General features: G+C 62.3%; 25 protein-coding genes and 1 pseudogene. 19 read left to right on the forward strand and 7 right to left on the reverse strand.

Annotated features, from left to right (window positions below):
- Positions 1-3: 3 nt before the first annotated feature.
- Positions 4-3012, reverse strand: a complete 3009-nt coding sequence (uvrB, locus tag GGD53_RS17215; RefSeq protein ID WP_184457738.1) for an excinuclease ABC subunit UvrB — start codon at positions 3010-3012, stop codon at positions 4-6.
- Between the two features lie 329 nt (positions 3013-3341).
- On the opposite strand from uvrB, the gene GGD53_RS31850 reads away from it, so the two are divergent.
- From GGD53_RS31850 to GGD53_RS17235, 4 genes and pseudogenes are all read left to right on the forward strand, one after another.
- The gene (locus GGD53_RS31850; protein WP_246717823.1) at positions 3342-3575 is read left to right on the forward strand and encodes a DUF982 domain-containing protein; all 234 of its coding nucleotides are present in this window, start codon (positions 3342-3344) and stop codon (positions 3573-3575) included.
- Positions 3576-3717: 142 nt separating this feature from the next.
- Positions 3718-4107: a hypothetical protein gene (locus GGD53_RS17225; protein WP_184457740.1), complete on the forward strand. Its 390-nt coding sequence runs from the start codon at positions 3718-3720 to the stop codon at positions 4105-4107.
- A 403-nt stretch (positions 4108-4510) separates the two neighbouring features.
- Positions 4511-4888 (forward strand): hypothetical protein, encoded by a 378-nt coding sequence (locus GGD53_RS17230; protein WP_184457742.1) that lies wholly within the window; start codon positions 4511-4513, stop codon positions 4886-4888.
- 76 nt (positions 4889-4964) lie between these two features.
- Positions 4965-5168: pseudogene (locus tag GGD53_RS17235) on the forward strand (hypothetical protein); the annotation flags it as partial.
- A gap of 162 nt (positions 5169-5330) precedes the next feature.
- On the opposite strand, the gene GGD53_RS17240 reads toward GGD53_RS17235, so the two are convergent.
- Positions 5331-5786 carry a DUF805 domain-containing protein gene (locus tag GGD53_RS17240; RefSeq protein ID WP_184457744.1) on the reverse strand — a complete coding sequence of 152 codons (456 nt, stop codon included), beginning with the start codon at positions 5784-5786 and terminating at the stop codon, positions 5331-5333.
- Between the two features lie 161 nt (positions 5787-5947).
- Positions 5948-6718 carry an adenylate/guanylate cyclase domain-containing protein gene (locus tag GGD53_RS17245; RefSeq protein ID WP_184457746.1) on the reverse strand — a complete coding sequence of 257 codons (771 nt, stop codon included), beginning with the start codon at positions 6716-6718 and terminating at the stop codon, positions 5948-5950.
- Between the two features lie 281 nt (positions 6719-6999).
- Here GGD53_RS17245 and GGD53_RS17250 point away from each other — a divergent pair, with 281 nt between their 5' ends.
- From GGD53_RS17250 to GGD53_RS17270, 5 genes are all read left to right on the forward strand, one after another.
- The gene (locus GGD53_RS17250) at positions 7000-7788 is read left to right on the forward strand and encodes a DUF899 domain-containing protein (protein WP_184457748.1); all 789 of its coding nucleotides are present in this window, start codon (positions 7000-7002) and stop codon (positions 7786-7788) included.
- Positions 7789-8261: 473 nt separating this feature from the next.
- Positions 8262-8627: a DUF4087 domain-containing protein gene (locus GGD53_RS17255; RefSeq protein ID WP_184457750.1), complete on the forward strand. Its 366-nt coding sequence runs from the start codon at positions 8262-8264 to the stop codon at positions 8625-8627.
- Between the two features lie 137 nt (positions 8628-8764).
- Complete coding sequence (locus GGD53_RS17260) at positions 8765-9322, forward strand: NuoB/complex I 20 kDa subunit family protein (protein ID WP_281413916.1); 558 nt, start codon at positions 8765-8767, stop codon at positions 9320-9322.
- 136 nt (positions 9323-9458) lie between these two features.
- Positions 9459-9836, forward strand: a complete 378-nt coding sequence (locus GGD53_RS17265) for a response regulator (protein ID WP_184457753.1) — start codon at positions 9459-9461, stop codon at positions 9834-9836.
- 53 nt (positions 9837-9889) lie between these two features.
- Positions 9890-10144 (forward strand): hypothetical protein, encoded by a 255-nt coding sequence (locus GGD53_RS17270; RefSeq protein WP_184457755.1) that lies wholly within the window; start codon positions 9890-9892, stop codon positions 10142-10144.
- A 31-nt stretch (positions 10145-10175) separates the two neighbouring features.
- On the opposite strand, the gene GGD53_RS17275 is transcribed toward GGD53_RS17270, so the two are convergent.
- A complete protein-coding gene (locus GGD53_RS17275) occupies positions 10176-11099 on the reverse strand; it encodes a LysR family transcriptional regulator (protein ID WP_184457950.1) in 924 nt (307 codons plus the stop codon).
- A gap of 100 nt (positions 11100-11199) precedes the next feature.
- Here GGD53_RS17275 and GGD53_RS17280 point away from each other — a divergent pair, with 100 nt between their 5' ends.
- The 4 genes from GGD53_RS17280 (at position 11200) to GGD53_RS17295 (ending at position 16134) form a co-directional block, all read left to right on the forward strand.
- Positions 11200-12081 (forward strand): NmrA/HSCARG family protein, encoded by an 882-nt coding sequence (locus GGD53_RS17280; RefSeq protein ID WP_184457757.1) that lies wholly within the window; start codon positions 11200-11202, stop codon positions 12079-12081.
- A 152-nt stretch (positions 12082-12233) separates the two neighbouring features.
- On the forward strand, positions 12234-13034 hold the full coding sequence (locus tag GGD53_RS17285; protein ID WP_184457759.1) for a class I SAM-dependent methyltransferase: 801 nt from the start codon (positions 12234-12236) through the stop codon (positions 13032-13034).
- 405 nt (positions 13035-13439) lie between these two features.
- Positions 13440-14951, forward strand: coding sequence for a DUF1800 domain-containing protein (locus GGD53_RS17290; protein WP_184457761.1), 1512 nt, complete (start codon positions 13440-13442; stop codon positions 14949-14951).
- Between the two features lie 10 nt (positions 14952-14961).
- The gene (locus GGD53_RS17295; RefSeq protein ID WP_184457763.1) at positions 14962-16134 is read left to right on the forward strand and encodes a DUF1501 domain-containing protein; all 1173 of its coding nucleotides are present in this window, start codon (positions 14962-14964) and stop codon (positions 16132-16134) included.
- Between the two features lie 292 nt (positions 16135-16426).
- On the opposite strand, the gene GGD53_RS17300 is transcribed toward GGD53_RS17295, so the two are convergent.
- Complete coding sequence (locus GGD53_RS17300; RefSeq protein ID WP_184457765.1) at positions 16427-17014, reverse strand: hypothetical protein; 588 nt, start codon at positions 17012-17014, stop codon at positions 16427-16429.
- A gap of 18 nt (positions 17015-17032) precedes the next feature.
- Positions 17033-17419, reverse strand: coding sequence for an acyl-CoA thioesterase (locus GGD53_RS17305; protein WP_064803309.1), 387 nt, complete (start codon positions 17417-17419; stop codon positions 17033-17035).
- Positions 17420-17692: 273 nt separating this feature from the next.
- Between GGD53_RS17305 and GGD53_RS17310 the strand changes: the two genes are divergently transcribed.
- The 3 genes from GGD53_RS17310 (at position 17693) to GGD53_RS17320 (ending at position 21411) form a co-directional block, all read left to right on the forward strand.
- Positions 17693-19513 carry a methyl-accepting chemotaxis protein gene (locus tag GGD53_RS17310; RefSeq protein ID WP_184457767.1) on the forward strand — a complete coding sequence of 607 codons (1821 nt, stop codon included), beginning with the start codon at positions 17693-17695 and terminating at the stop codon, positions 19511-19513.
- 150 nt (positions 19514-19663) lie between these two features.
- A complete protein-coding gene (locus tag GGD53_RS17315) occupies positions 19664-20992 on the forward strand; it encodes an extensin-like domain-containing protein (protein WP_184457769.1) in 1329 nt (442 codons plus the stop codon).
- 71 nt (positions 20993-21063) lie between these two features.
- Positions 21064-21411, forward strand: a complete 348-nt coding sequence (locus GGD53_RS17320) for a CAP-Gly domain protein (protein ID WP_184457770.1) — start codon at positions 21064-21066, stop codon at positions 21409-21411.
- Between the two features lie 72 nt (positions 21412-21483).
- Here the strand turns inward: GGD53_RS17320 and GGD53_RS17325 are convergent, their stop codons facing one another.
- Positions 21484-21897, reverse strand: a complete 414-nt coding sequence (locus tag GGD53_RS17325; RefSeq protein WP_184457772.1) for an NUDIX hydrolase — start codon at positions 21895-21897, stop codon at positions 21484-21486.
- A gap of 420 nt (positions 21898-22317) precedes the next feature.
- On the opposite strand from GGD53_RS17325, the gene GGD53_RS17330 reads away from it, so the two are divergent.
- The 3 genes from GGD53_RS17330 (at position 22318) to GGD53_RS17340 (ending at position 24908) form a co-directional block, all read left to right on the forward strand.
- Positions 22318-23097, forward strand: coding sequence for an alpha/beta fold hydrolase (locus GGD53_RS17330; RefSeq protein ID WP_184457774.1), 780 nt, complete (start codon positions 22318-22320; stop codon positions 23095-23097).
- 126 nt (positions 23098-23223) lie between these two features.
- Positions 23224-24183, forward strand: coding sequence for an acetylxylan esterase (locus tag GGD53_RS17335; protein ID WP_184457777.1), 960 nt, complete (start codon positions 23224-23226; stop codon positions 24181-24183).
- Entirely contained in the window at positions 24180-24908 is a 729-nt protein-coding gene (locus GGD53_RS17340) for an esterase family protein (protein WP_184457779.1), read from the forward strand. The genes GGD53_RS17335 and GGD53_RS17340 overlap by 4 nt, the downstream gene beginning before the upstream one ends.
- Positions 24909-24919 lie beyond the last annotated feature (11 nt).

The following is a 24919-nucleotide window of genomic DNA, read 5'->3' on the forward strand; positions in this document are numbered from 1 at the left end:
TCGTTACCGCCCCGGCCGCCCGGTCTTCCCCTTCGTCCGTCCCTTGCGCTTCTGCTCGCCCGGGTCCTCATAGCTCCCGGCGCCAACCCGGCCGCGCACCACTGGCCGCATACCGTCATCATGTTCCGGCTGGCCTTCCAGCAGCGGCGAAAAGCGCTTCGTGCCTTTGGCGGCGTCGGGCTTGTCAGGCACATGGCCGGTCACCGGCTTTTCCGTGCGGCCGACGGTCATTTCGTCGAGGGTGTTGCGGCGGAAGAGGCTCTTGTTGTCGGCGGGGGTGGCGACGTGGCGGCCCATTTCGTCGAGTTCCGGTTTGCGGAAGAGTGGGGTGGCCGTGTCGGTGCCGGGGCCCATGTCGTCGAGGGTGGGTTTGGAGAAGTAGGAGGGTGTGGTACCCCCCTCTGTCCTGCCGGACATCTCCCCCACAAGGGGGGAGATCGACTCGCGGGTGGCTTTTCCGTTCCTTTTGCCGCCTTCCTGGTGGCGGGCTTCCTCGCGTGCCATCGGATCGTCCATCGCGGCGAGTTCCACGGCCTTGAGGCGTTTGATTTCGTCGCGGAGGCGGGCGGCTTTTTCGAAGTCGAGGTCGGCGGCGGCGTCGCGCATGCTCTTTTCGAGCGCGTTGAGGTGGGCCTGCAAATTGTTGCCGACGAGGTTGCCGCCGTCGGCGAAGCCTTTGCCGGAGACGCCCGAGATGTCGGCGCGGACGTGGTCGCGTTCGTAGACCGAGTCGAGGATATCGGAGATCTTGGCCTTGACAGATTCCGGTGTGATGCCGTTTTCGAGGTTATAAGCCATCTGCTTTTCGCGGCGGCGCGCGGTCTCGTCCATGGCGCGCTGCATGGAGCCGGTGACGTTGTCGGCATAGAGGATGACCTTGCCGTCGACGTTACGGGCGGCGCGGCCGATCGTCTGGATCAGCGAGGTTTCGGAGCGCAGGAAGCCTTCCTTGTCGGCATCGAGGATGGCGACGAAGCCGCATTCGGGAATGTCAAGGCCTTCGCGCAGCAGGTTGATGCCGACGAGCACGTCGAAAGCGCCGAGACGCAGGTCGCGGATGATCTCGATACGTTCAAGCGTGTCGATGTCGGAGTGCATGTAGCGCACCCGCACGCCCTGCTCATGCAGATATTCGGTCAGGTCCTCGGCCATGCGCTTGGTCAGCACGGTGCAGAGCGTGCGATAGCCCTTGGCCGCGGTCTCGCGAATCTCGCCGAGCACGTCGTCGACCTGGGTGCGGGCGGAGCGGACTTCGACCGGCGGGTCGATCAGGCCGGTGGGGCGGATCACCTGTTCGGCGAAGACGCCGCCGGATTGTTCCATCTCCCAGCCGCCCGGTGTGGCCGAGACGGCGATGGTGTCGGGGCGCATCGCGTCCCATTCCTCGAAGCGCAGCGGCCGGTTGTCCATGCAGGAGGGCAGGCGGAAGCCATATTCGGCCAGCGTCGCCTTGCGGCGGAAGTCGCCGCGATACATGCCGCCGATCTGCGGCACGGTGACATGGCTTTCGTCGATGAAGACGATGGCGTTGTCGGGGATGTATTCGAACAGCGTCGGCGGCGGATCGCCGGGGTCGCGGCCGGTGAGGTAGCGCGAATAGTTCTCGATTCCCTGGCAGGAGCCGGTGGCTTCCAGCATCTCGATATCGTAGCGGGTGCGCTGTTCCAGGCGCTGGGCCTCCAGCAGGCGGCCGGCCTTCTCCAGTTCGGCCAAGCGCAGCCGCAGCTCCTCCTTGATCGCCTTGATGGCGCCGTTCAGCGTCGGACGCGGCGTGACATAGTGCGAATTGGCGTAGATCTTCACCGATTTCAGGTCGCCGGTCTTTTGGCCGGTCAGCGGGTCGAATTCGGTGATGGCGTCGATCTCGTCGCCGAACATGGAGATGCGCCAGGCGGCATCCTCCAGGTGGGCGGGGAAAATTTCGATCGTATCGCCGCGTACGCGGAAGGAGCCGCGGGTGAAATCCATGTCGCGGCGCTTGTACTGCTGGGCGACGAGATCGGCCAGCAGCTGGCGCTGGTCCAGCCGGTCGCCGACATTCATCTGGAAGGTCATCGCCGTATAGGTCTCGACCGAACCGATACCGTAAATGCAGGAGACCGAGGCGACGATGATGCAGTCGTCGCGTTCGAGCAGCGAGCGCGTCGCCGAGTGGCGCATGCGGTCGATCTGCTCGTTGATCGAGCTTTCCTTCTCGATATAGGTGTCGGAGCGCGGCACATAGGCTTCCGGCTGGTAATAATCGTAGTAGGAAACGAAATATTCCACCGCATTGTCGGGGAAGAAGTTCTTGAACTCGGAATAGAGCTGGGCCGCCAGCGTCTTGTTCGGCGCCAGGATCACGGCCGGGCGCTGCGTTTCCTCGATCACCTTGGCCATGGTGAAGGTCTTGCCGGAGCCGGTGACGCCGAGCAGCACCTGGCTGCGGTCGCCATTCTCCAGGCCCTCGACGAGATCGCGGATCGCCGTCGGCTGGTCGCCGGCCGGCTTGTACTCCGAGTCCATGCGGATGGTGATGCCGCCTTCGGATTTGTCCGGACGGGCAGGGCGGTGCGGCGTCCAGATCTTGCCGTTCTTGTGCAGCGGGTTGCCGCTCTCGATCAGCTTCGACAGCGCCTCCACCGTGGCGGTGACGCCGCCGGGTGCAATGTTGCCGGCATCCTCGAGCGAAATGTCGAGGCCCGCCACCGGGTTGAGGCCGGCGGCGGCGCGCATCTTCGGATCGGACGAGCCGCCGATGGAAACGCCGCGCGCGGTCTTGCTCACCGTCGCCTTCTTGTTGACGCTGACGGCTTCCGAATGCTTGCGTGCTTCGTTCTCCACCTTCTTGCGGTGCTTGCCCGCTTTCGAGGCAATCTCGCGCTGGCTTTCGACGCCCGATGCTTCGGCATCGGCCTCCAACTGCTTCACCCAATCGGCGACGGAGCCGGAGAGGGGGACGCCTTCAAAGGACGATTGCGGGGCTTCCTCGAAACCATTCGAGGTCGGAGATTTTTTCGGAGCTTTGGCCATGGCGCGAATATGGAGAGAGTCAGCGCGAAAGGGAAGAGGCAAAGAGTACAAAAGGGAAACGAATGACTCGTTCGGATTGGCTCAACAATTCCTCGAGTTGTGGCTGTCAGCAGGAGCACCCGCCTCATCCTTCGAGGCCCCTCCGGGGCGCCTCAGGATGAGGCTCTCTTGGGCGGGGCACCGTTGCCATCCTCTCGCCCGCACTGGAACCGGGATCGGCCTTCGGCAGTTAATCCTATGTAATTTCAGCTTCAGGTGCGACTGCCATTAGCGACCATTCCGCCTTCTGGAAAAAACCGATCTCGATCGATCTTGATACCGGCGAACGGCTGGTTCTCCGCTCACCGCAGGATGCGCTTTACGCACTCGTCTCCGACTGGCCCGTCAATGGCGGCGTCCATCAGCAGAGGGCGATCGATTTCTGCCGCGCCTGGCTTGCCGGCCGCATGCCGGCGGAAACGGTGCGGCAGGCTTTTATCCTTGCGGCGCTGGAGGCTGGCGTGGCGATCAATGATGACGATGGGAATGGGACCACAAGTTCCGTTTCAAACCCTCCGGTTTAAATAGAGCGTGCAATCATATCTACACGGCGCGCGACCAACACGCGGCAAACAATGTTGTTTGTGTATTGCAAAAATTATTCCCGCTGTGTTTGTAGGAATACGCAGCGTTTATCGCGCTCCGATTCTTTGGAGATTCGTCTGAATGAGAATAAAAGTCCTCGCTTGCACTGCCCTGCTGATGCTGGCCGGCTGCAATGCCCCGGTGTCGCAATCCGTTGCGGATTCCCAACGTGCTCCCTCCAGTGACGTCCGACAGAACTTCATCAATATTGTATTCAAGAGAAGTTATAGACACGAGGCGGGGGAAGTGGTTTGGGCACGGATTTCCAGCGTGGTGCTGCTTGAGCCTGAGAAAAAGATCTATGCTTACTGTGTGCGTGTGGTGCCCAAGCGCAGCTGGGGCGACTGGGCCTATCTCGGGGTTTCCTTCACCGATGGCCAAATCCTCGGCGCAACGGCGAATGACTATCGTTGCAAGGACAAGCGGCTGCACTACTACCCGTTTCCTGAGCTGACCGGCATGAAGACCTGAAGCGGGCGTGAGAGATTTGGCGGCGTCGATGTTGCTGCTTATCGCCATCGACCGCCGGCGCCCCCGCCTCGCCCTTCGAGGCCCCTTCCGGGCACCTCAGACTCTGTGAATCTTTAGGATTTTCGTCGTTTTTACGAGAGCTAAGTCATTGATTTGACTCGCATCGAAAAATCGAAAAATCGAAAAATCGATAGATTCACAGGCTCTCAGGGTGAGGCTCTCTTGGGCCTTGCCGGCATAGCCGCGGCGCGCCCGTAGAGGCTGCGGCATCCTCCATCCTCCCTCATGCTGAGGTGCGCAGCCCGCAGGGCGGAGCCTCGAAGCACAGGCTGTAACGTTGCTGCTTTACCATCGCCTTTGGGGAAAACCGATCTATCGGCCTTGATACAGGAGATTCAACCAGATGAAGATTAGATTCCTTGCCAACGCTGCCCTGTTGGTCCTGGCCGGCTGCCAAACTCCGGCGCCGCAATCCGTTGCAGAATCCCAGCGTCCGCCCTCCAGCGCAGTTCGACGCGAGTATGTCGACGCGCTGCAGGGAACCATCAAACCGGGGAACTTCATAAAGGCCGAGATATCAAGCGTGGTTCTGCTTGATCCGGAAAAGCAGATATATGCTTATTGCACGCGCACGACGGAACGCCGCAACCCGAACTGGTCCTATATCGGCCTCGGCTTGCAACACAACATGATACTGTACCTGAAAAAGAACGACTATCGCTGCCACGACAAGCGGCTTAGGTACTATGATTTTCCGGAACTGCGGAACATGAAGTACTGAGGCAGAGGCGGAGCATTTGCCTGCCTCGCCGGTCCCTTCCGGACACCGCAAAACCAGAGACCCCTCACGCAGAGGCAAGGTAGAGAAGGCCAAGCTCGACGACCTTTCCAAGCAGCAGATCAGTGCGGCGAACGGCGATGCTTTCGGTGTCTTCCTCGTCGGGGTCCCGATCGGCCGCGTCGCGGGCGGAGACAAGGAAGGCGAAATTGCAGCGTCCAAAGGCAAGGTCTCGGCTATGCAGTCCGCCGGCATGAGCAAGGGCTGCAAGCTGCCCGGCTGATAGTGGGTTCGTCAGGACCGCTAAGATCGAGGCAGGGCACCAATTTACGGCCAGGTGATACTTGGCGTTGGAAGCGGACTGCGCATCCCGCAGTCCGCGCGGCGGATAGGCCGTGCCAGCGAAGGCAACACCTAACCCGCGAGATCGATCCTTACACCTTGCTCAAGCAAAGACGGCTTCCCTGGAATCATCCATTGTGGACGCCGTGCAGTACCCTGCGAGCACGACAACCGATCCAATGGGAACTAGCAGTGCGAGAAGCTGCCACCATCCGTTTCGGTTGATGTCGTGAAGGCGTCGGGCGGCCATGGCGATCGACGGAAGAAATGTGGCCAGCGACCAGATCAGGTTCAAGGTTTCGCTCCGATCCACGACATACAAAACAATGGCGACGAGAAAGATGAAGAGCGCCGAATACCAGAATTCCGATCGGCTCGCCCTGCCGCTGAAGTTCACATAGTTCTTGAAAAAGCTTGCAATCGCTTGGCCGAAACCCATAGCCGGCGGCCGGCCGCCGAAGCGGTTCGGCCCGACCGGCGGTTTTTTGAAGACGAAGATCAATGGCACGCCGATCAGGATCAAGACGATCAACCAGTGAAACAGATAAAAACTGCCCATGAAATACCCCAGCTGTTAAAACAGCTCAGAGATAAGCGATGTTTGTTTCCAGAGGTTTAACTTGCTTGTGATCCGATGTGTTTCGCAATCACAGCGTGAGAAACTGCAGCTGCCATGTTGGCGGCGGTTTGATGCTTTGAGAAGGGCGCGATCGCCGTCGTTCAACGCTTGGCCAGAACGCGTGCCTGCACTGGCTGCTCGATGCCCTTCAGCGCCAGCATCCGCGTTTCGGCGCCTGCCACGAGTTCGGGAGCCTTCGCGGCCGTTTCGGCCGAGATCAGGATCTCGCCGGCGGCGGCCTGGGATTCGAGCCTTGCGGCCTGGTTGACGACGCCGCCGATCGCAGTGAAATCGCTGCGGAAGCTTGAGAATTCGCCGATCTGGACCTCGCCGGAATGGATGCCGACGCCGACGCCCAAGGTGCGGCCGGACAGAGCGTCGAGCGCCAGTCCGCTCAGCGCCGCGGCGCAGTTGCGCTGGATCTCCTGGGCGGCCCTGATCGCCGCGCCGGCGTGATCTTTGCGGATGATCGGGAAATTGAAGATCGCCATCAGACCGTCGCCCATCTGCTTGTTGACGATGCCGTCATGCGCCCAGATCGCCTGGGCGCAGCGATCCTGGAACAGGCTGACGATTTCGCTCAAGCGCACCGCCTCGATACGCTCGGAAAGATCGGTAAAGCCCCTGATATCGGCGAACAGGATGGTGGCGTCGACGGTGATCTGGCGCTGTTTCTTCACATATTGGAAGGAGCGCTCGCAGATCGTGCAGATATCGGGATTCATCTTGCTGCGGGTAATGCCGAAGGCGCGGAAGGGAAGCGCAAGCGGGCCGCCGATCGGAATCGGCATATGCATCTGATCCCAGCAGCCGCGGCAGATTCTGGCGCTGCCGTGCCTTGCCTGATCTGTGAAGGTGGATTCTGCCGTCATGTCACGTGATCCAATGGCCGTGGTGAAGCTTCCGTCAACATGTGGGTTTTGGCAACTGTTGTGTTGGTTGAGCAGGTTTTATCGGCCGCGGGCGGAGCCGTTACATTGCCTGTGGACCAACTGCATTGGCTCGCGGACCAACTGCGTTGGCCGTGGGATAACAGACACAGTTGTTACTCCCACTGTTCGATGCCCGATGCGAAACTATCTTCGACCAATCGCGATGCACTGGCTTTCGAACAGGAGGCGCGGGAACTCGCCCCAAAGAGGAGATTGAAGCGATGACTGCAACAGCCGAGAATGGAAAGGGCGGACAGACCATGCAGAGGCCGCCCGTCGTGTCGCAGGCGGCCTGGGAGGCGGCTCACCGGCAGCTTCTCGTGAAGGAAAAGGCGCATACGCATGCCCGCGACGCACTTGCCGCCGAGCGGCGGCGCATGCCGTGGATGGCCGTCGAAAAGCAATATGCTTTCGAAGCGCCGCAGGGCAGGATCAGCTTGCTCGACCTGTTCGAAGGCCGGCACCAGCTCATCGTCTACCGCGCCTTTTACGAGCCCGGCGTCTTCGGCTGGCCCGAGCACGCCTGCCGCGGCTGCTCGATGGTCGCCGATCAAGTCGCCCATGTCGCCCATCTCAACGCCCGCGACACGACGCTGGTCTTCGCCTCGCGCGCGCCGCAGGCCGACATAGCGCGGCTGAAGGAACGGATGGGCTGGACGATGCCGTGGGTGACGATTACCGACGACTTCGACAAGGATTTCGGTGTCGACGAGTGGCACGGCACCAATGTCTTCTACCGCGACGGCGAGCGCATCTTCCGCACCTATTTCGTCAATAACCGCGGCGACGAGCAGATGGGCGGCACCTGGAATTATCTCGACATCACGCCGCTCGGACGCCAGGAAGTCTGGGAGGATTCGCCTGCGGGTTATCCGCAGACCCCGACCTACAAATGGTGGAACTGGCACGACAGTTACGTTGCCGACGCCGAGCCCGATAGGAAATGGGTCGAGGTCTCCGATGCCGGCGAAGCCGCGTTCCGGGAGGAAAGCGCCAAGGGGAAATCCTGAGCCGCGTTCAGGATCAGCCCTCATTCTTGTACGCTGCCGTAGCTGTCTGATGCGGTTGTACGGCGAAGATGCGCGTTTCAGGATGAAGGGGATGGGGGTACCGTGTGGCACCCCCCTCTGGCCTGCCGGCCATCTCCCCCACAAGGGTGGAGATCGGCTGGGCGCGACGCGATGGCTTCCCCAAACAACTACCTTATAGCTGCTGCGCTACGGTCACGAGGGAACGATGGTCCAACCTCTTGCCGATCTCCCTCCTTGTGGGGGAGATGCCCGGCAGGGCAGAGGGGGGTACACAGCACGCCCGCAAAGAAAAGACGAAAGTATCTCGTGCTCAAGGCCGGAGCCTCGAAGGACGAGGGCGGGCGGCTGGGAAGAGTTGGCGCGAAGATGGAGAGAGGTCGCGCGGTCTGAATTACCCCGGTTGCCTTGCCGGCCACTGAGCATGCATAGTGGCCGGCGAGGCGGAGGGGGCGATGATGAGATTGCATGTGCTTATTCTGATGATGCTTCTCGCGCCCGCCGCGGCGCATGCCGAACGCCGCTGCGGCTGGCTGGAGAATCCCTCGATGGCCAAATGGTCGCTCATGGATGCCGGCGGCGGTTGGACCATCATGGACAATGGCAGCGGCTACAAGGCGGCCGAGGGAATGGACAAGATTCCCGACCTGACGGCCGGCGAATTTGTCTACACCTATGCCTCGCATGGTTATGCCTGCGCCTGCATGGACGTCGACACGGACGGGGAGGAGGGGATCACCCGTATTCACTCCGTGCGGCAATTGCCGCTCTCGCGGTGCCGGAACGACGCCGCGATCCGCTGGTTCCTCGATAAGGATTAGTGGTCGGGCGGGGCGGCGTTAAGCGCCGCGCCTGAGGACAGATATCAGGAAACGCGTGTCCGGTATTGTACCGGGACGGGCGCGGCTGGAACTTTGTCGTGCGCGTTGTGTTTGAGGTCGGCTCACAGGAGAAGACGATGCCATCTACGCAACCGCACTCGGCCCCGCGCAATTTCCAGTTCCCCGGTGAACAGCGGCAGGGCGACCCGACCATGGGGACGATCAATGCCGAGCTTGCCGACAAAGGCTTTCTGGTCACCAGCACCGACGAGCTTATCACCTGGGCGCGCACCGGCTCGCTGATGTGGATGACCTTCGGTCTTGCCTGTTGCGCCATCGAGATGATGCAGATGTCCATGCCGCGATACGATGTCGAGCGCTTCGGCGTCGCCCCGCGCGGAAGCCCAAGGCAGTCGGACCTGATGATCGTGGCGGGTACGCTGTGCAACAAGATGGCGCCTGCGCTGCGCAAGGTTTACGACCAGATGCCGGAACCGCGCTATGTGATATCGATGGGCTCCTGCGCCAATGGCGGCGGGTATTACCATTATTCATATTCGGTGGTACGCGGATGCGACCGCGTCGTACCGGTCGACATATATGTTCCCGGCTGCCCGCCGACGGCCGAAGCGTTGCTCTACGGCATTCTGCTCCTGCAGCGGAAGATCCGGCGCAACGGCAGCATCGAGCGGTAGCTCGCGATCCTTTACCGAATTGCTTACCATTTTTCGCACGCCCCTCCTTTGCGGCGGAAACTTCCGAGCGGGAGTTGCGTTAGGACGGTGACCGGGGGGTGTGTCCACCGGCGAGCTTGCGATGGGAGGAGGATCCATGAACGTCATGATCGTTGAAGACGAGGGTCTTATCGCCATGGAACTCGAACGCATCGCGCAGGATGCCGGACACCAGACCGTCGGACCGGTTTCGACCATTGAGCAGGCGCTCGCCTATGCTCCGAAAAGCGACGTCGCGCTCGTCGATCTCAGCCTCGCCGACGGTGCCAGCGGCGCGCAGCTCGCACGCCGACTGATCGATCGCTACGGCGTCGACGTCATCTTCGTGACCGGCAGTCCGGAAAGCGTCGGAAACGGCATTGAGGGCGCGCTCGATGTGATCGCCAAACCCTTCACCGACGAGAGGATCACCCGCGCGCTAGCGCGGGCGCAATCGCTGCGCAGAGACTACGAAGGCAGGAACGCTGTTTTCTGAGCGAGTAAAGTTGTATTCTTCCGTTGCCACTGTCGCCGGGAAGAGATGTCAGGATGAAGCACGCGCTCTTTGCCGTTTTCTTCGCTCTTACGGCCTGCGCCAGCACCGCCGGCGGCCCGCAGCCTCTTCCGGATAGTCTCACCTATGGCGGAAAACTCGTGCGTTCACCTTATCGTCCGGGAACGGTGGTCCAGCACACCTTTCTCGGCGCCTTCGGCTACCGCGTCTTCGAGACCTATGTCGTTCAGCCGGACGGAACGCTCAAGCTGACCTCTCAGACCACCGGACCGGATTTCCTCTGGCGATGATACAAGGCAGCATTTTCAGTGAGGCCAGGATTCATCCCGATATGATCGCCGGCGCATCCATTGCGCTATAGCCGACATTCAGGTGATCGATCGCCAATTGGACGAATGCCTTGACCAGGGGCGACAGGTGCTGACTGCTGGGATAGACGACATGCAGGCCGCCGGCTGGGGTCGTGTAGCCGTCGAGGACGCGTTGCAATCGGCCATCGGCGATGCAGGCTGCGGCGACGCCGTGCGGCAGTTGCGCAATGCCGTAGCCGGCGATCGCGGCGGCCATGACCGCCTGCATCTCGTTGGCGGCGAAGCGTCCCGATACCGTTACCGTTTCCCGAATGCCCTCGCCCTCCAGCACCCAGTGCGCATTGGCCGCCGACCGACCGGCGATGACGCAATCGTGGCTGGCGAGGTCCTCCGGCCGATCCGGTGCGCCACAGCGGGCGAGATAGTCGGGGCTAGCGCAGAGAATCCGGTAGGTCGATCCGAGCTTGCGGGCGATCAACGTCGAATCCTCCAAAATGCCGGTGCGGAAGGCGAGGTCGATGCCGTTCTCGATGAGATTGAGCCGGTCGTCGGACAGGCGCAACTCCACCCTGGTTTTCGGGTAGGTCGCCAGGAAATCGAAGATGGTGGCGGAGAGGAAATGACCGCCGAAGCCGACGGGCGCGGAGATGCGGATCGTGCCGGCGGGCTCGGCCCGCGCCTCGGCCAGCCGAAGGTTCGCCTGCTCGAGGGTGCGAAGCGCCTCACTGCTCTCCTCGTAATAAAGGCGTCCCGCATCCGTCAGCCTGAGGCTGCGGGTGGTTCGCTGCAGGAGCCGCACGCCGAACTCGCGCTCCAGCGCGGCGATACGACGGCTGACCGTCGTCTTCGGCATGGCAAGCAGGCGGGCGGCGGCGGTGAAGCTGCCGGCCTCGACGACGCGGGCAAAGACGACGATGTCGTTGAGATCGAGCATTGTATTCACCAGTGGCACGATGTTTCTCAATCTTAGGCTATTATGGTTTAATGCGGCAAGCCTTACCTCTGGCTCATCGCCAACCACAAGGAGCAGAGACATGAGCAAGGAAAGAAGCGTGCTGGTAACCGGCGCGACCGGACAGCAGGGCGGCGCGGTCGCTCGCGCATTGGTGGCGCGGGGCCACCGCGTCAGGGCGATCTGCCGAAGACCGGAGAGCGACAGCGCTAGGCGCCTGGCCGCGGCGGGCGTCGAAGTCGTCGCCGGTGATCTCGACGATGCCTGGTCGGTGACGCAGGCTGCGAGCGGGGTCGATACGATGTTCCTGATGGGCAATAGCTACGAGGCCGGGACGGATGCGGAAACCCGCCAGGGCATCACCGCCGCGAATGCGGCCAAGGCTGCCGGTATCGGGCACTTGATTTATTCCTCCGTCGCCGACGCCGATAGAAAGACGGGCATTCCGCATTTCGACAGCAAGTTTCTGGTCGAGCAGCATATTGCCGGGCTCGGCGTTCCCTACACGATCAGCGCGCCCGTCGCCTTCATGGAAAACACCGTGGCGCCCTGGGCCATAGACGCGCTGCGCCAGGGCGTCTACGCCGCGGCCCTGCCGTCCGGGCGCGTGCTGCAGCAGATCTGCCTTGCCGATATCGGCGCCTTCGTCGCGGCCTTGGCCGAACGGCGCGAACGGGTGTTCGGCAGACGTTTCGACATCGCCGGCGACGAATTGTCCGGCGAGGATCAGGTGAAGATCCTGTCGGAAGTGCTCGGTCGTCCGATCGGCTATCAGGAATTGCCGATTGCCGCGATGCGGCAGCAGAGCGAGGATGCGGCGCTGATGTATGAATGGTTCGACCGCACTGGCTATGACGCCGACATCGCCTCGCTTCGCGGCGATTTTCCTGACGTCGGCTGGCATCGTTACGCCGATTGGGCGCGCGGGTTTGATTGGAGCGTTCTGAATAAAGCTGGCGGCTGACGCGCTCCACGGCGGTTGACGGGTGGCAGATCCTCGGCGCAGGGCCGAGGATAAGGGAGAAGGAGATCCGGCGGATCGACAGCGATTATCCGCTTGCGGCCGCCGGCGGCGCGTTCATAATGAGCCATCGTCCTTGGGGGGAGGAGGCATTCATGCCGTCGAGTTTTCATGTCGAAAGTGCGGATGGGTATGAGCGGCTGATGGGCCGCTGGAGCCGGAAGCTGGCGCCGATGCTCATCGATTTTGCCGGGCTGGCGGATGGCGATCGCGTGCTCGACGTCGGCTGCGGCACCGGCAGCCTGGCGTTTACGCTTGCGCAAACGCCCAGCCTGCGGGAGATCGCCGCCATCGATTATTCTCCGGTCTTCGTCGAGGCGGCGAAGCGGGCCAATACCGATCCACGCATATCGATCCAACAGGCGGATGCCTGCGCCTTGCCTTTCGCGGACGACCGTTTCGACAGGGCGATTTCGCTGCTGATGCTGCATTTCGTGCCGGAGGCCGGCAAGGCGGTGGCCGAGATGGCCCGCGTCGTCCGCCCCGGCGGCGTGGTCGCTGCCGCCGTTTGGGACCATTACGGCGGTATGTCGAATATGCGAATGCTGTGGGATACGGCCGTCATGCTCGACGAGGACGCGCTGCCGCTGCGCCGCCGATATTGTTTCCAGCCGATGATGCGGCCGGGGGAAATGAAACAGACCTTCATCGCGCAGGGCCTTTCCGACGTCGAGGAAACCTCGCTCCTGGTGCGGATGGATTATCTTTCCTTCGACGATTATTGGCAGCCGATCGCGGCCGGCGAAGGGCCACTCGGCAGGTATGTTGCGGGACTCGAGCCGGACAAGCGAAAGGCCGTCGACGCTGCCATTCGGGCCGCCTATGAGTCTGGCGAACCGGACGGGCCGCGGTCGTTTGCATCGGTGGCGTGGGCGTGCCGGGGCAGGGTGGCTTGAGACGGTCGGGCGGATGCGCCGGTTGCGATGAAGAGCGCCGGGGGGCATGCGCCAGTGCTCAAGAGAGCCTCATCCGCAGGGGCTTCGAAGGACGAGGTGGGTGCTGCGGCGGCGAAAAGATGCAAGGAGCGAGGTTGAGGCGCGTGCTTCGAGGCTCCGCCCTCTCGGGCTGCGCACCTCAGCATGAGGAAAGCTGGAGGATGCCGCCAAGGGCCCGAGAGAGCCTTATCCTGAACTGAAGCCACCCACTGCAATCGGAGCATCCTTCATCTTCCGCGCATGAAACCTGAGCCTTTTCAGTAGATTACAAATCGTCCATGTCGTGATATCGCCGCATTTCCTACAGATTCCCGTCGCAATCGGCTGTCAGCCTGTCACCATCAAGTGATCAGGAGGTGATCGGGCATGAGCCTCTCTTTCCCGACGATGGCGGCGATCCGATTCGGTTATGGTTTCCGGCCGGGCGAGGTGGCGCCGCAAAGCAAGGATGAGCTGATCGGGCAATTGTCCAAAGGGGCGGCGGCAACGCCGGATTTTCCGCTCGGCGGCCCCGACATGCGTCACCGGGCGATCCTCAGCCTACAGGACCAGCTGAAGCAGATCCGGGAAGATGCCAAGACGGTCACCGACGATCCGACGCAGCGCGAGATGCGCAAAGCTGTGCAGCGCCAGGCGCAGCAGCAGTTTCAGCACGATGCGAACCTGCGGCTGATGCAGGCGGTGCTGTCGCCCTACGGCTTTTACGAGCGGCTTTCGACCTTCTGGACCGATCATTTCTCCACCAGCGCCAACAAGAGCCTGCCGATGCGTCTTATCGTGCCGCTCTACGAGGCCGAGGCAATCCGGCCGTTCATATCGGGCAGGTTCGGCGATCTCCTGCGCAGCGCCACCGCTCACCCCGCCATGCTGATCTACCTCGACCAGGCGGATTCGCTCGGGCCGGATTCGGCCGGCGGCGTCAAGCGCAACAAGGGGCTGAACGAAAATCTCGGCCGCGAACTCCTGGAACTGCACACGCTCGGCGCCGGCAGCGGCTATACCCAGGCGGATGTTACCGCTGCGGCCATGGTGCTGACGGGGCTCACCATCGACCGCAAGGAGATGGATATCGCCTTTCGGCCGAACATTTCGGAGCCCGGCACGCATCAGGTGCTCGGCGTCAGTTATGGCGGGCGCCGGCGCTCGCGCGAGGATTATCTCGACATGCTCGACGACCTCTCGGTCCATCCGAAGACGGCGGCCCATATAAGCCGCAAGCTCGCGGTGCATTTCGTCTCCGACCAACCAGACGAGGGGATGGTCTCCGATATGGCGGCCGCGTGGAAGAAGACGGATGGCGACCTCACCGCCGTCTATACCGCCATGCTCGACCATCCCGCCGCCTGGCAAAACGAGGGCGCCAAGGCGCGTCAGCCGTTCGATTTTGTTGTTGCCGGTCTGAGGGCGCTGAATGCGGGGCCGGTCAACGGCGTCGTCGGCAGCTTCCTGGCAGCCAATCAGCAGGGAACGGATGAGGGCGATATGGCGGCCAATACGCCCGGCATGGCGGGAGCGCCAGTGGCAACGGACCCCGCCGGAGAGGCGAGGGACAAGCGGCTCAAGGCCTTTCGGGCAGCGCGGGCATTGGGGCAGGGGGCGCTGAAGCGCATGGGCCAGCCGACCTGGCTGCCGCCGAGCCCTGCCGGTTTCGAGGAAGGCTTTTCCGCCTGGATCACCGGCAGCCAGCTCGCCGAGCGCCTGGCCTGGGCAAGGCGGGCGGCGGCGCAGTTCGGCCGCGACGAGGATCCGCGCGAGTTCCTGAGATCGACGCTTGCCGATGCCGCGCGCGACGAGACGATCCGCGTGGTGTCGCAGGCACCGAACAAGATCAGCGGTTTGACGCTGGCGCTGGCATCGCCGGAATTCAACCGCCGATAGGAGGCTCCCAATGAACCGGATTTTGCTTTCCCGCCGCGGCTTTCTGACCTCGGCCTGCTGTCTTGCCGCCGCCCCCGTCTTCACGCCGGTCAGCTTCGCGGCAATGCCCGGCGACAATCGTTTCGTCACCATCATCCTGCGCGGCGCGATGGACGGGCTCGACCTGGTGCAGCCTTACGGCGACACCGGTTTTGCCGCGCTCAGGCCGACCCTGGCCCTGACTCCGGACAGCGGACTTCTCGATCTTGATGGGCATTTCGGCCTCAATCCCGCCGCCGCCGACCTGATGCCGCTCTGGAAGAGCCGAGAACTCGCCTTTATCCATGCGGTGTCGACGCCCTATCGCGACCAGCGCAGCCATTTCGACGGCCAGGACATGCTGGAATCGGGCGGCGAACATGTCGCCGAGGAAAAGACCGGCTGGCTGAACCGGGCGCTCGCCGTCATTCCCCGCTTGGATGCGCGCAAGGCGATCGACGTCAACACGTCGACGGAGCTGATCCTCTCCGGGCCGAACAATGTCGACGTCTGGGCGTCGGATTCCAATCTGGCGCCGGCGCGTGACGAGATGCAGTTTTTGGCGCGGCTCTATGCCGGTGATCCGCCATTCGCTCAGGCGCTTGCCGAGGCGACGCGAGCCGACAGCGCTGCGATGATGGTCGAGCCGGACGGCGAGCGCGGCGAGAAGATCGGCGACGTCGCGGCGCTCGCGGCCAACATGCTGAAGGGCGATTACCGCATCGCCAGCTTCTCGATCACCGGCTGGGACACGCATATCGGCCAGGCCGGCCAGTTCAAGCGGCCGGCAGGGGATCTTGCCCAGGCGATCAACACGCTGAAGACGACGCTCGGCCCCGAGATATGGGCAAAGACGGTGGTGCTCGCCATGACGGAATTCGGCCGCACCGTCCGCCAGAACGGCTCCGCCGGCACTGACCACGGAACGGGCGGTTGCGCCGTCCTTGCCGGCGGCGCAATCAACGGCGGGCGCATCCTTGGCCGCTGGCCGGGGATCGGTGATGGCCAACTGCTCGACGACCGCGACCTGATGCCGACCGCCGACGTGCGCGAGGTGGCGGCGGCGATGCTCTACCGGCAGTTCGATGTCGGCTTGGATGATCTGACGGGGAAGATATTTCCGGGGCTTGGATTTGATAAGGGATCACAGTTTTTAAAGATGTGAGAGAGGCGGCACGGCACAACGACCAGCCCTCATGGTGAGGAGGCTGAAGGGCCGTCTCGAATCACGGGGGCAGGTGGCTTGGCGTCACGCCAGCATCCGCACTCGGCGAAGCGGAGGCCAGCCCCGTCCTTCGAGGCCCCTGCGGGGCACTTCAGGATAGGCTGGGGAGAGGGCGCGACCTTCCAACGAGGTTTGAGAATTTGCCGCTGCCCGGCCCTTCGCTTTCTCTCAGGGCGTTCGGTCCTGCGATCGATTCACTGGATCGATCGCTCCCGCTTCGCGGGATCGGGCCTCACTCCAACACATCATAAAGCCTGAAGATGAAGCTCACCTGGTAGAGCAGGTTGGCGATGACGAAGATTGAGTGGAAGCGGCGGTTCGCGGTCCAGGCGGCGAGGGCGCAGAGCAGGATGTAGACGATATTGCGGGCGGGATATTCCCAGCCGAGCGAGAGGATGCGCTCCGGACCTTTGATCGCCGTGTCGAGGATATCGACGGCGTAGATCAGGCCGAGGACGCCGAAGAACCATTTACGCCGCGAAATGAAATATTCCTCGTAGCCGCCATATTCATCGAGGCTCGCCGGGAAGAGCAGGGCGCAGAGCAGGAAGAACAGGCTGCAGAAGCAGACGAGGAAGAGATAGATGCCGAAGCCGATGACGGGCACGGCCTGCAGGCGATATTCCCACCACCAGATATGGATGATGAAGAGGAACAGGGACAGCGCCCAGCCGAGATGGACGACATAGACCCGCGCCTTGGCCGGGTGTTGGACGATACCGGCCACGCCGGTCAACAGCCTCGCGAGCGAAAGGCTGATGACCATGCCCATCACCACCTTGATATGAAGGAAGACCTCCGGCGAGCTGACCGTTTCCATGGTGTCGATCCCGGCCTGTCACTCCTCGGGGACTTGCTTGGGCTTGCCCTCTTCGTCGAGCGCCACCATAATGAAGGTGGCGGCGGTGACCTTTTCCATCTTGGCATAACGCGAGCGGTGCGCCCACGCTTCGACGATCAGCGTAATCGATGTGCGCCCGACGCGGTCGATATCGGTATAGACCGAAAGCGTGTCGCCGATCTTGACCGGCAGTTCGAAGGCCATCTCCTTGACGGCGGCGGTGACGACGCGGCCTTTGGCGCGCTCGGCGGCGCGAATGCCGGAGGCAAGGTCCATCTGCGCCATGACCCAGCCGCCGAAAATATCGCCGGCCGGATTGGCATCGCCCGGCATGGCGAGCGTGCGCAACGTCAATTCGCCTCTCGGCTTGGCGGCATCGGTCATGGAAGGTTCCTTCAGGCTGGGTGTTACGATTCTGCAGCCACGTTAGGCGAACTCGTTGTGTGGACCAATCCCTTTCGGTGCCAGCGAAGGCGGCGGTGCAAATATCGCGGTCGTCACCGAGCTGAAATCTCATTCGATTTCAGCGGGTTGAATTTTACAACCGACACTTCACCTTGCGTTATTTGATCGCCTTCTAATAAAACTTTACGCTCCAGTAATTCAGGCGGTTCACAATGAAAGCGGTCTCATATCCAAGAATCGCCGGGAACCCTCATGCGTAACGTCAAAATATCCACCCGTCTTTACTGCCTCGTCGGCTTCACGCTTGCCGTGCTCGCAGCGACGATGATCTTCTTTCTGAACTATTCCTATTCCGAGCTGGAAGCGGAGCGGAAGGCGGGGCTGGAGAAGATGGAGGCGACGGCGCTCGGCATTTTCGACAAATATTACAAGATGGAACAGGCGGGTACGATGACCCGCGAGCAGGCGCAGGCGGCCGCCAAGGACGTGATCGGCGCCATGCGCTACGGCGCCGACGGCTATTTCTGGATCAACGACATGCGCCCCGCCATGGTGATGCACCCGATCAAGCCGCAACTGAACGGTACCGATATCTCCCAGATGAAGGACCCGACGGGCAAGTTCCTGTTCGTCGAGTTCGTCAACAAGGTGAAGAAGGACGGCAAGGGCTTCGTCGATTATTACTGGCCGAAGCCGGGCGCCGATGAGCCGGTGCTGAAATATTCCTATGTCGCCGGTTTCGAGCCCTGGGGCTGGATTGTCGGCACCGGCGTCTATGCCGATGACCTGGCGGCGCTCTATCGTCAGAATGCGATCTGGGCTGCGGCGCTCTGCCTGCTCGGCGCGGCCGCCACTATCGCGATCGCCTATGCCATCGTCCGCAGCGTAACGGCGCCGATTGCCCGGCTAAAGACGGCGATGAACGCGATTGCTGCCGAGGAAGCATCCGTCGAGATTGCCGGCAGTGAGTGCCGCGACGAAGTGGGCCAGATGGCCAAGGTGCTGCTGGTTCTGCGTGACTCCGTCGACGAACGCAGCGCGCTGCGCGGGCGCGAAGACGCGCGGCAGCGGCAGATCGAGGACGAACGACGCGGCAACGAAGCGAGCCTGCGCTCGGCTTCCGAGCGGCAAAACCGCGCCATGCAGGTGCTCGGCGTCGGCCTGGAGAAGCTTGCAAGCGGCGACCTCACCGTTGCAATCGGCGATATCGGTGAGGACTACGCCAAGCTCAGGAATGATTTCAACGCCGCCGTCGATGCGCTGAACGGCGTCATTCATGCGATTGCCGAATCGAGCCGGGTGGTCAACGACAGTGCGTCCGACATCAGCGAGGCGACCGGTAATCTGTCGAAGCGCACGGAGCAGCAGGCGGCCGCACTCGAAGAAACGGCCGCAGCGCTCGACGAAATCACCGCGACGGTCAAGACCGCATCCGAGCGGGCGAACGAGGCGCGCGAGATGGTGGCCGAAACCAAAGCGAGCGCCGGCCGCTCCGGCGACATCGTCCGCAACGCCGTGACCGCGATGGGCCGGATCGAGGAATCCTCGAGTCGCATCAACCAGATCATCTCTGTTATCGACGAGATCGCCTTCCAGACGAATCTGCTGGCGCTGAACGCCGGCGTCGAGGCTGCGCGGGCCGGCGAGGCGGGCCGCGGCTTCGCCGTCGTCGCCCAGGAAGTGCGCGAACTTGCCCAGCGTTCCGCCAATGCGGCCAAGGAGATCAAGGAACTGATCAGCCGCTCGGCTGCGGAAGTCGAGGGCGGGGTTGCGCTGGTGCGCTCGACAGGTGACGCGCTGCTGGAGATCGAGGCGCTGGTCAACCAGGTGAACGACCATGTCGCCTCGATCGCGACGGCGGCGCGCGAGCAGTCGACGGGGCTCAACGAGATCAACAGCTCCGTCAATCACATGGATCAGATGACGCAGCAGAACGCGGCGATGGTCGAGGAGACGACGGCGGCCAGCCGCACGCTTGCCGACGAAAGTACGCAGCTGAAGACGCTGCTTGCGAATTTCCGCCTGCGCGAGGCGGGGCGGCCGACCGAGACCCGATACACACGGGCAGCGTGAAAAACAGCAAAGATCAAAGGCCGGGCGACCGGCCTTTTTTAATTCCCACCCTTCAGATTGTGCCGGTAAGTTTTCATTCACCGTTTTTAATTAAAAATGAACCGAGTTTTTTCGGTCACTCTGCGGCCGGCCCATGGAAGCGATAAGAGTATGGCGTTTGTTTCCTTTCCGCGGCGAGCCTTCCTGCCCGTGCTGCTCTCGGCGGCGCTGACCACCTGTTCGATCAGCGATGGGCTGGTGCCGCCGGCCAATGTCGACAATGGCACCCGGGTCAGTTCGATTTCACCGTCTCGCGGTGCCGCGCGTATGGCGCGTGCGGAGCGCCTTGCGCCCGCGGAAACTCAGGCCTCCTATCCCGTCTCCGGCGGGCCTGTCGGCAGCAGCCAGGGCTCGGTCGATTATCTCGATACGCCGAACCTTGCCGGCACCGGGCACGCGGCACAGGCGCCGCAGACGCTGGCCGCGCCGGAATCCCATGGCCGCAAGCTGCCGATGATCGACAGCGACGAGGCGCTGGCGGCAGGCCAGCCGAACGGCAACTGGGGCGGCACACAGAACCTTGCTGTCCCGTCCGGCGGTGTCAACATGGATGAAGAGCTCGGGGCTGAACCGGTCGTCGGGCTGGCGCAGGAGCAGCAGCAGCAGATCGCCGAGGGCAACGCCAGCGAACCCGTCGTCGACGGCATCGGCACCGACAATCCGGCTCAGATCAATCAGCCAGTGCGCCACTCCGCACCCCGGGCAATGCCGCAGCCGGCAGCGCAGGCGGAGATGAGCCGAGCCCCCGCCTGGAACGACGGCCGCCCTGTCTTGGAGCCGACCCGCGTTCCCGAAGAGGACGAGAGCGAAGAAGTCGCGATGCTCCGGCCGAACAACCCGATGATGAGCCAGCCCGCCGCACCGGTCGATCCGAGCGTCATGCCGGCTTCCGAACTCGCCTGCCGGCGCGAACTGAAGCGTATGGGCGTGCTTTTCGACGAGAAGCCGCCGATCTCGCAGGGACCGGCCTGTCAGGTGCCTTATCCGGTGTCGCTGAAGGGGCTTTCCGGCAATATCGGCGTGCAGCCGGCCGTGACGCTGAACTGCCAGGTGACGCTCGCCTTCGCCAAGTGGGTGAAGAACGAGCTGGCGCCATCCGCCCGCTTTCGCTACTGGAGCGGGATCAAGACGATCCAGCCGCTCGGCGGCTATTCCTGCCGGCGCATGAACAACAGCCGGCAGAGATATAATCCGATGTCGGAACATGCCCGCGGCAATGCTATCGATGTCGGCAAGTTCGTGCTGAAGAACGGCCACGCGATCGATGTGCGCAAGAAGGGCCTGTTCTCCTATCGCGAGGGCCGGCTCTTGAAGGCGGTGCGCACCGACAGCTGCCGCTATTTCAATACGGTGCTTGGACCAGGCAGCAACCCCGAACACTGGAACCACTTCCATTTCGATCTGCGCTCCCGCAAGAGCGGCAAGGTCTATTGCGATTAGAAAAGGGTTCATCCCAACCGCCGGACGCGCTATGGAGTTGCGAGGCGGAGTGCTATTGGAAAGTCTGATCCATGAGCTATGAATTCCATGTCGGCCAGAAGGTCGTCTGCATCAACGACACCTTCAAGCATGTCAGCATCGACCAGCTCATCCGCAAGGGCGAGATCTATACGATCCGCTGGGTGGGCGAATATACCCATTATGTCGACGGCACCTTCATCGGTGTGAAGCTCGCGGAAATCCACCGCGGCAATGATGACGGCCCGGAAGGCTACGGCGCGGCCGACATGCCCTATCGTGCCACGCGCTTCCAGCCGCTGGTGAAGGACAAGATCGCATCGCTGCGTAAGCTTTTGGCGCCGACACCGGATGCGCCGGTGGAGCCGAAAGAAAAGACCAGGAAGAAAGAGAAGGTCTGAGCGCGGTTGCTTCAGCCCATCCTGAGATTGAGGAACTGCCCCGTTTGCCTGCTGACCTCGAGTGCCATCCGCTTAATCTTTGCTGTCCCTCGATGTGGTCAGATTCATAAGAATTTTGCCGAGCTCAGGCAAAGCCAGCTCCGTTTCGCATTCGATCGCGGCGGCGCTAAACCATTTCAGCTCGGTGTGTTCGTCGTCAATCAGTTGCGGGCGGCCTAGCCACCGATCGATGCGATAGATATGAAACGTGGCGGATACTGCGGATTGGCCTTGCCATCCGAACTTTGTCACAAATTGCCAGAGCTCCGGCGTCACGCCTATTTCTTCCATGAGTTCGCGGCGCATTGCCGTCTCGACGTCTTCGCCGTTCTCGACGTGGCCGCCGGGGAGGCTCCAGCGATCTGGATGCTGCCTGCGTCCGGGACTGCGCCTTGCGAGGAGAACGCTTCCATTCTTGATGAGGGCGCCCACCGCGATCTCAGGCATGTCGTCTCCTCCTTTATGTCGGCAAATGCCGGCAACGCCGCGCTTTTTCCGGACGGTCTCCCCGTGAGAGGGCGCCGGGCTCCGCTTTGGCGCACTCCTTTCGCCTATTAGGAAGGCCTAACAATATCGCCGCCCCGTACGGTCAGAATTTCAAGTTTATGCCAGCTTTCCGGCTTCGAAGAAGCGGCTGAGCGAGGTGACTTTCTGTATATTGAGGATACATGTATTCTCCAGCAGGCAGGCATCTCGCAGATGCAAGCCGCTTTAAACGCCGAATTGAAATATACATGGGAGCTCGCGTCACGCGAGCGCACCGAAACAGCGTCATAGACCAACCGATTTTCAGCGGCTCCGGATCTCCCGCCCCGAGCCGGCATGCTTTCGATCCTTCAACGCTCTCCATTTGTAAGGAACCAGATCATGACGATGAACAGACGCGCTTTCTCGGCCGCCCTCGTTGCCGGCGCCGCCGCCTCTCTGCTAGCCACCCGCGGCATGGCCGCGACATCCGCTCTCGTCAAAGCACGCAATATCGTGCTTGCGCATGGGCTATTTGCCGACGGCTCTTGTTGGACCGAGGTGATCACGCGCCTGCAGGCGGCCGGGCTGAACACCACGGCGGTGCAGAACCCGCTGACGACATTGCCCGAGGCCGTCGCCTCGGTAAAGCGGGTGCTCGATCGGCAGGATGGCCCGACAGTTCTGGTCGGGCATTCGTTTTCCGGCATGATGGTCACGGAGGCCGGCGTGCATCCCAATGTTTCGGCGCTTGTCTATGTCGCTGCGCGGGCGCCAGCTGCAGGCGAGGATTACACCGCGCTCGCCAAGACCTATCCGACTCCGCCGGCTTCTGCAGGCATCGTCTTCGACGGTGACGAGGGGCGTCTGGGCGAAGCGGCTTTCCTGCGCGATTTCGCCGGCGACGTGGCGGAAGCCAAGGCAAAGGTACTCTATGCCGTGCAGCAGCCATTCCAGAAGGCGCTGCTGACCGGCAAGACGACGCAGGCCGCCTGGCGCTCCAAGCCGAGCTGGTATGCGGTCTCGACCGAGGACCGGACGATCAATCCCGATCTCGAACGCTTCATGGCCAAGCGCATGGGTGCGAAGACTATCGAGGTGAAGGCCAGCCACCTCTCGCTGATCTCCCATCCCGACGAAATTGCCCAGCTGATCCTGGAGGCGGCGGGGGCCGCAGCTTGACGCACATATCCGGAGAGGAGGGCAGATCCGGAATGCTCAGTCTGGTAGTGTCATGGCCGATGCCCATGACCTGAGGAAAGCGGCAGCAAGGCTTGCGCCGCCGCAGCTTTCACGCGACAAAACCGGATGAGCATTCCCAAGCAACATCCCTTCGCCTTCGATCCGACCTACGGCATGCGGCTCGAAGAGCTTCTTGCGATCGAGCTGCCGGAGGAGCCTGCGGGCTTCGATGCGTTCTGGGAGGCGCGGTATTTGAAGGCGCTCGCAGTCGATCCGCAGCCGGTGCTTTCTCTGAGCAAGTTCAGTCATCCCGACTGGCACGTACTCGACCTCGTCTATCTCTCGACCGGTACGTTCAAGATCGGCGGCTGGCTGCTGCTGCCGCGTGAAGGCGGGGTACGGCGCGGTCTCGTCGTCGGGCATGGGTATGGCGGGCGGGATCAGCCTGACTTCAATCTGCCGGTCGAGGAAACGGCGGTGATCTTTCCGTGCTGCCGGGGGCTGTCGCTGAGCAGGCATCCGCCGATTTCCGAGAATCCGTCCTGGCATGTGCTGCACGATATCGACAAGCGGGACGCCTATATCATCGGCGGCTGCGTCGCGGATATCTGGCTCGCGGTCTCGACGCTTGTTACGCTCTATCCCTGGCTCTCCGGCCATATCGGCTATAGCGGCATCAGCTTCGGCGGCGGCATCGGGGCGATGGCGATCGCCTATGACGAACGCATCGATCGCGGCCATCTGGCGCTGCCGAGCTTCGGCCACCAGCCGCTGCGGTTGAAGCTGCCGAGCGTCGGCAGCGCGCAAGGGGTGCAGGAATATCAGGCGGAACATCAAAACGTGCTGGAGACGCTGCGCTTCTACGATGCGGCGACCGCGGCGCGGCGGATCGATGTGCCGATGCTGACGGCAGTGGCGCTTTTCGATCCCGCCGTCGCGCCGCCCTGCCAGTTCGCTGTCGCAAATGCGATACGGAAATATAATGAAATCTTCATCCTGGACGCCGGTCATTTCGATTACCCTGGAAGCGCTGAGCAAGAGGCGGCGCTCCGCGACAAGATCGGACAGTTCTTCAGGGTGACATGAACCGCGAATATCTCAGCTGGTACAGTCAGCGCCTGCATCGGGAGATGGAGATCTTGGTGTTCGGCCATGCCGGCGCCAAGGTGCTGGTGTTTCCGACGCGGGAGGGGCGCTTTTTCGAATATGAGCAGCTTGGCCTGGTTGCGAGCCTCGCCGACAAGCTTTCGGCCGGTCATTTGCAGCTCTATTGCATCGAGGGACTGGCCGCCGACAGCCTCTACGGCTTCCACCATCATCCGGCCGAACGCATTCGCCGGCATGCGGCGCTGGAGGATTACATCCTCAACGAGGTGCTGCCGCTGATGGCGGCGAAAAACCCGCACGATTGCACCATCGTGCATGGATGCAGCTTGGGCGCCTTCCAGGCGGCGAGCCTCGTGTTCCGCCATCCGCATCTCTTCCGAAAGCTCGTCGCCTTCTCCGGGCGCTACGACCTGACGATGAAAGTGGAAGTGTTCGGCGACCTGTTCGACGGCTATTACGATGACAGCGTCTATTTCCACACGCCGACGCATTTCCTTCCAGGGCTCGGCGCGGATTGGCGGCTCGACAGGCTGCGCGAGATCGACATCGTGCTGACCATCGGCGATGCCGATCCCTTCCTCGACAACAACCGCTATCTCAGCCGGCTGCTGGGCGAAAAAAACATTGGCCATCAGCTGCATGTCTGGGACGGCCGCGCCCACCGCGCCGGCGCCTGGCGGAAGATGGCGCCGCTCTACATTTGATGTGGGAAGGC

This window comes from Rhizobium aethiopicum (assembly GCF_014197535.1).
Taxonomy (GTDB): Bacteria; Pseudomonadota; Alphaproteobacteria; order Rhizobiales; family Rhizobiaceae; genus Rhizobium; species Rhizobium aethiopicum_A.

Coding starts and splice junctions, on each gene's coding strand:
- GGD53_RS17225 (WP_184457740.1), top strand. CDS start 3,718: ATGAGAATAAAAGTCCTCGCTTGCACTGCCCTGCTGATGCTGGCCGGC.
- GGD53_RS17260 (WP_281413916.1), top strand. CDS start 8,765: ATGCCATCTACGCAACCGCACTCGGCCCCGCGCAATTTCCAGTTCCCC.
- GGD53_RS17275 (WP_184457950.1), bottom strand. CDS start 11,099: ATGCTCGATCTCAACGACATCGTCGTCTTTGCCCGCGTCGTCGAGGCC.
- GGD53_RS17250 (WP_184457748.1), top strand. CDS start 7,000: ATGACTGCAACAGCCGAGAATGGAAAGGGCGGACAGACCATGCAGAGG.
- GGD53_RS17265 (WP_184457753.1), top strand. CDS start 9,459: ATGAACGTCATGATCGTTGAAGACGAGGGTCTTATCGCCATGGAACTC.
- GGD53_RS17330 (WP_184457774.1), top strand. CDS start 22,318: ATGACGATGAACAGACGCGCTTTCTCGGCCGCCCTCGTTGCCGGCGCC.
- GGD53_RS17285 (WP_184457759.1), top strand. CDS start 12,234: ATGCCGTCGAGTTTTCATGTCGAAAGTGCGGATGGGTATGAGCGGCTG.
- GGD53_RS17325 (WP_184457772.1), bottom strand. CDS start 21,897: ATGCCTGAGATCGCGGTGGGCGCCCTCATCAAGAATGGAAGCGTTCTC.
- GGD53_RS17290 (WP_184457761.1), top strand. CDS start 13,440: ATGAGCCTCTCTTTCCCGACGATGGCGGCGATCCGATTCGGTTATGGT.
- GGD53_RS17270 (WP_184457755.1), top strand. CDS start 9,890: ATGAAGCACGCGCTCTTTGCCGTTTTCTTCGCTCTTACGGCCTGCGCC.
- GGD53_RS17320 (WP_184457770.1), top strand. CDS start 21,064: ATGAGCTATGAATTCCATGTCGGCCAGAAGGTCGTCTGCATCAACGAC.
- GGD53_RS17295 (WP_184457763.1), top strand. CDS start 14,962: ATGAACCGGATTTTGCTTTCCCGCCGCGGCTTTCTGACCTCGGCCTGC.
- GGD53_RS17310 (WP_184457767.1), top strand. CDS start 17,693: ATGCGTAACGTCAAAATATCCACCCGTCTTTACTGCCTCGTCGGCTTC.
- GGD53_RS17230 (WP_184457742.1), top strand. CDS start 4,511: ATGAAGATTAGATTCCTTGCCAACGCTGCCCTGTTGGTCCTGGCCGGC.
- GGD53_RS17300 (WP_184457765.1), bottom strand. CDS start 17,014: ATGGAAACGGTCAGCTCGCCGGAGGTCTTCCTTCATATCAAGGTGGTG.
- GGD53_RS17240 (WP_184457744.1), bottom strand. CDS start 5,786: ATGGGCAGTTTTTATCTGTTTCACTGGTTGATCGTCTTGATCCTGATC.
- GGD53_RS17305 (WP_064803309.1), bottom strand. CDS start 17,419: ATGACCGATGCCGCCAAGCCGAGAGGCGAATTGACGTTGCGCACGCTC.
- GGD53_RS17255 (WP_184457750.1), top strand. CDS start 8,262: ATGATGAGATTGCATGTGCTTATTCTGATGATGCTTCTCGCGCCCGCC.
- uvrB (WP_184457738.1), bottom strand. CDS start 3,012: ATGGCCAAAGCTCCGAAAAAATCTCCGACCTCGAATGGTTTCGAGGAA.
- GGD53_RS17315 (WP_184457769.1), top strand. CDS start 19,664: ATGGCGTTTGTTTCCTTTCCGCGGCGAGCCTTCCTGCCCGTGCTGCTC.
- GGD53_RS17245 (WP_184457746.1), bottom strand. CDS start 6,718: ATGACGGCAGAATCCACCTTCACAGATCAGGCAAGGCACGGCAGCGCC.
- GGD53_RS17280 (WP_184457757.1), top strand. CDS start 11,200: ATGAGCAAGGAAAGAAGCGTGCTGGTAACCGGCGCGACCGGACAGCAG.
- GGD53_RS17335 (WP_184457777.1), top strand. CDS start 23,224: ATGAGCATTCCCAAGCAACATCCCTTCGCCTTCGATCCGACCTACGGC.
- GGD53_RS17340 (WP_184457779.1), top strand. CDS start 24,180: ATGAACCGCGAATATCTCAGCTGGTACAGTCAGCGCCTGCATCGGGAG.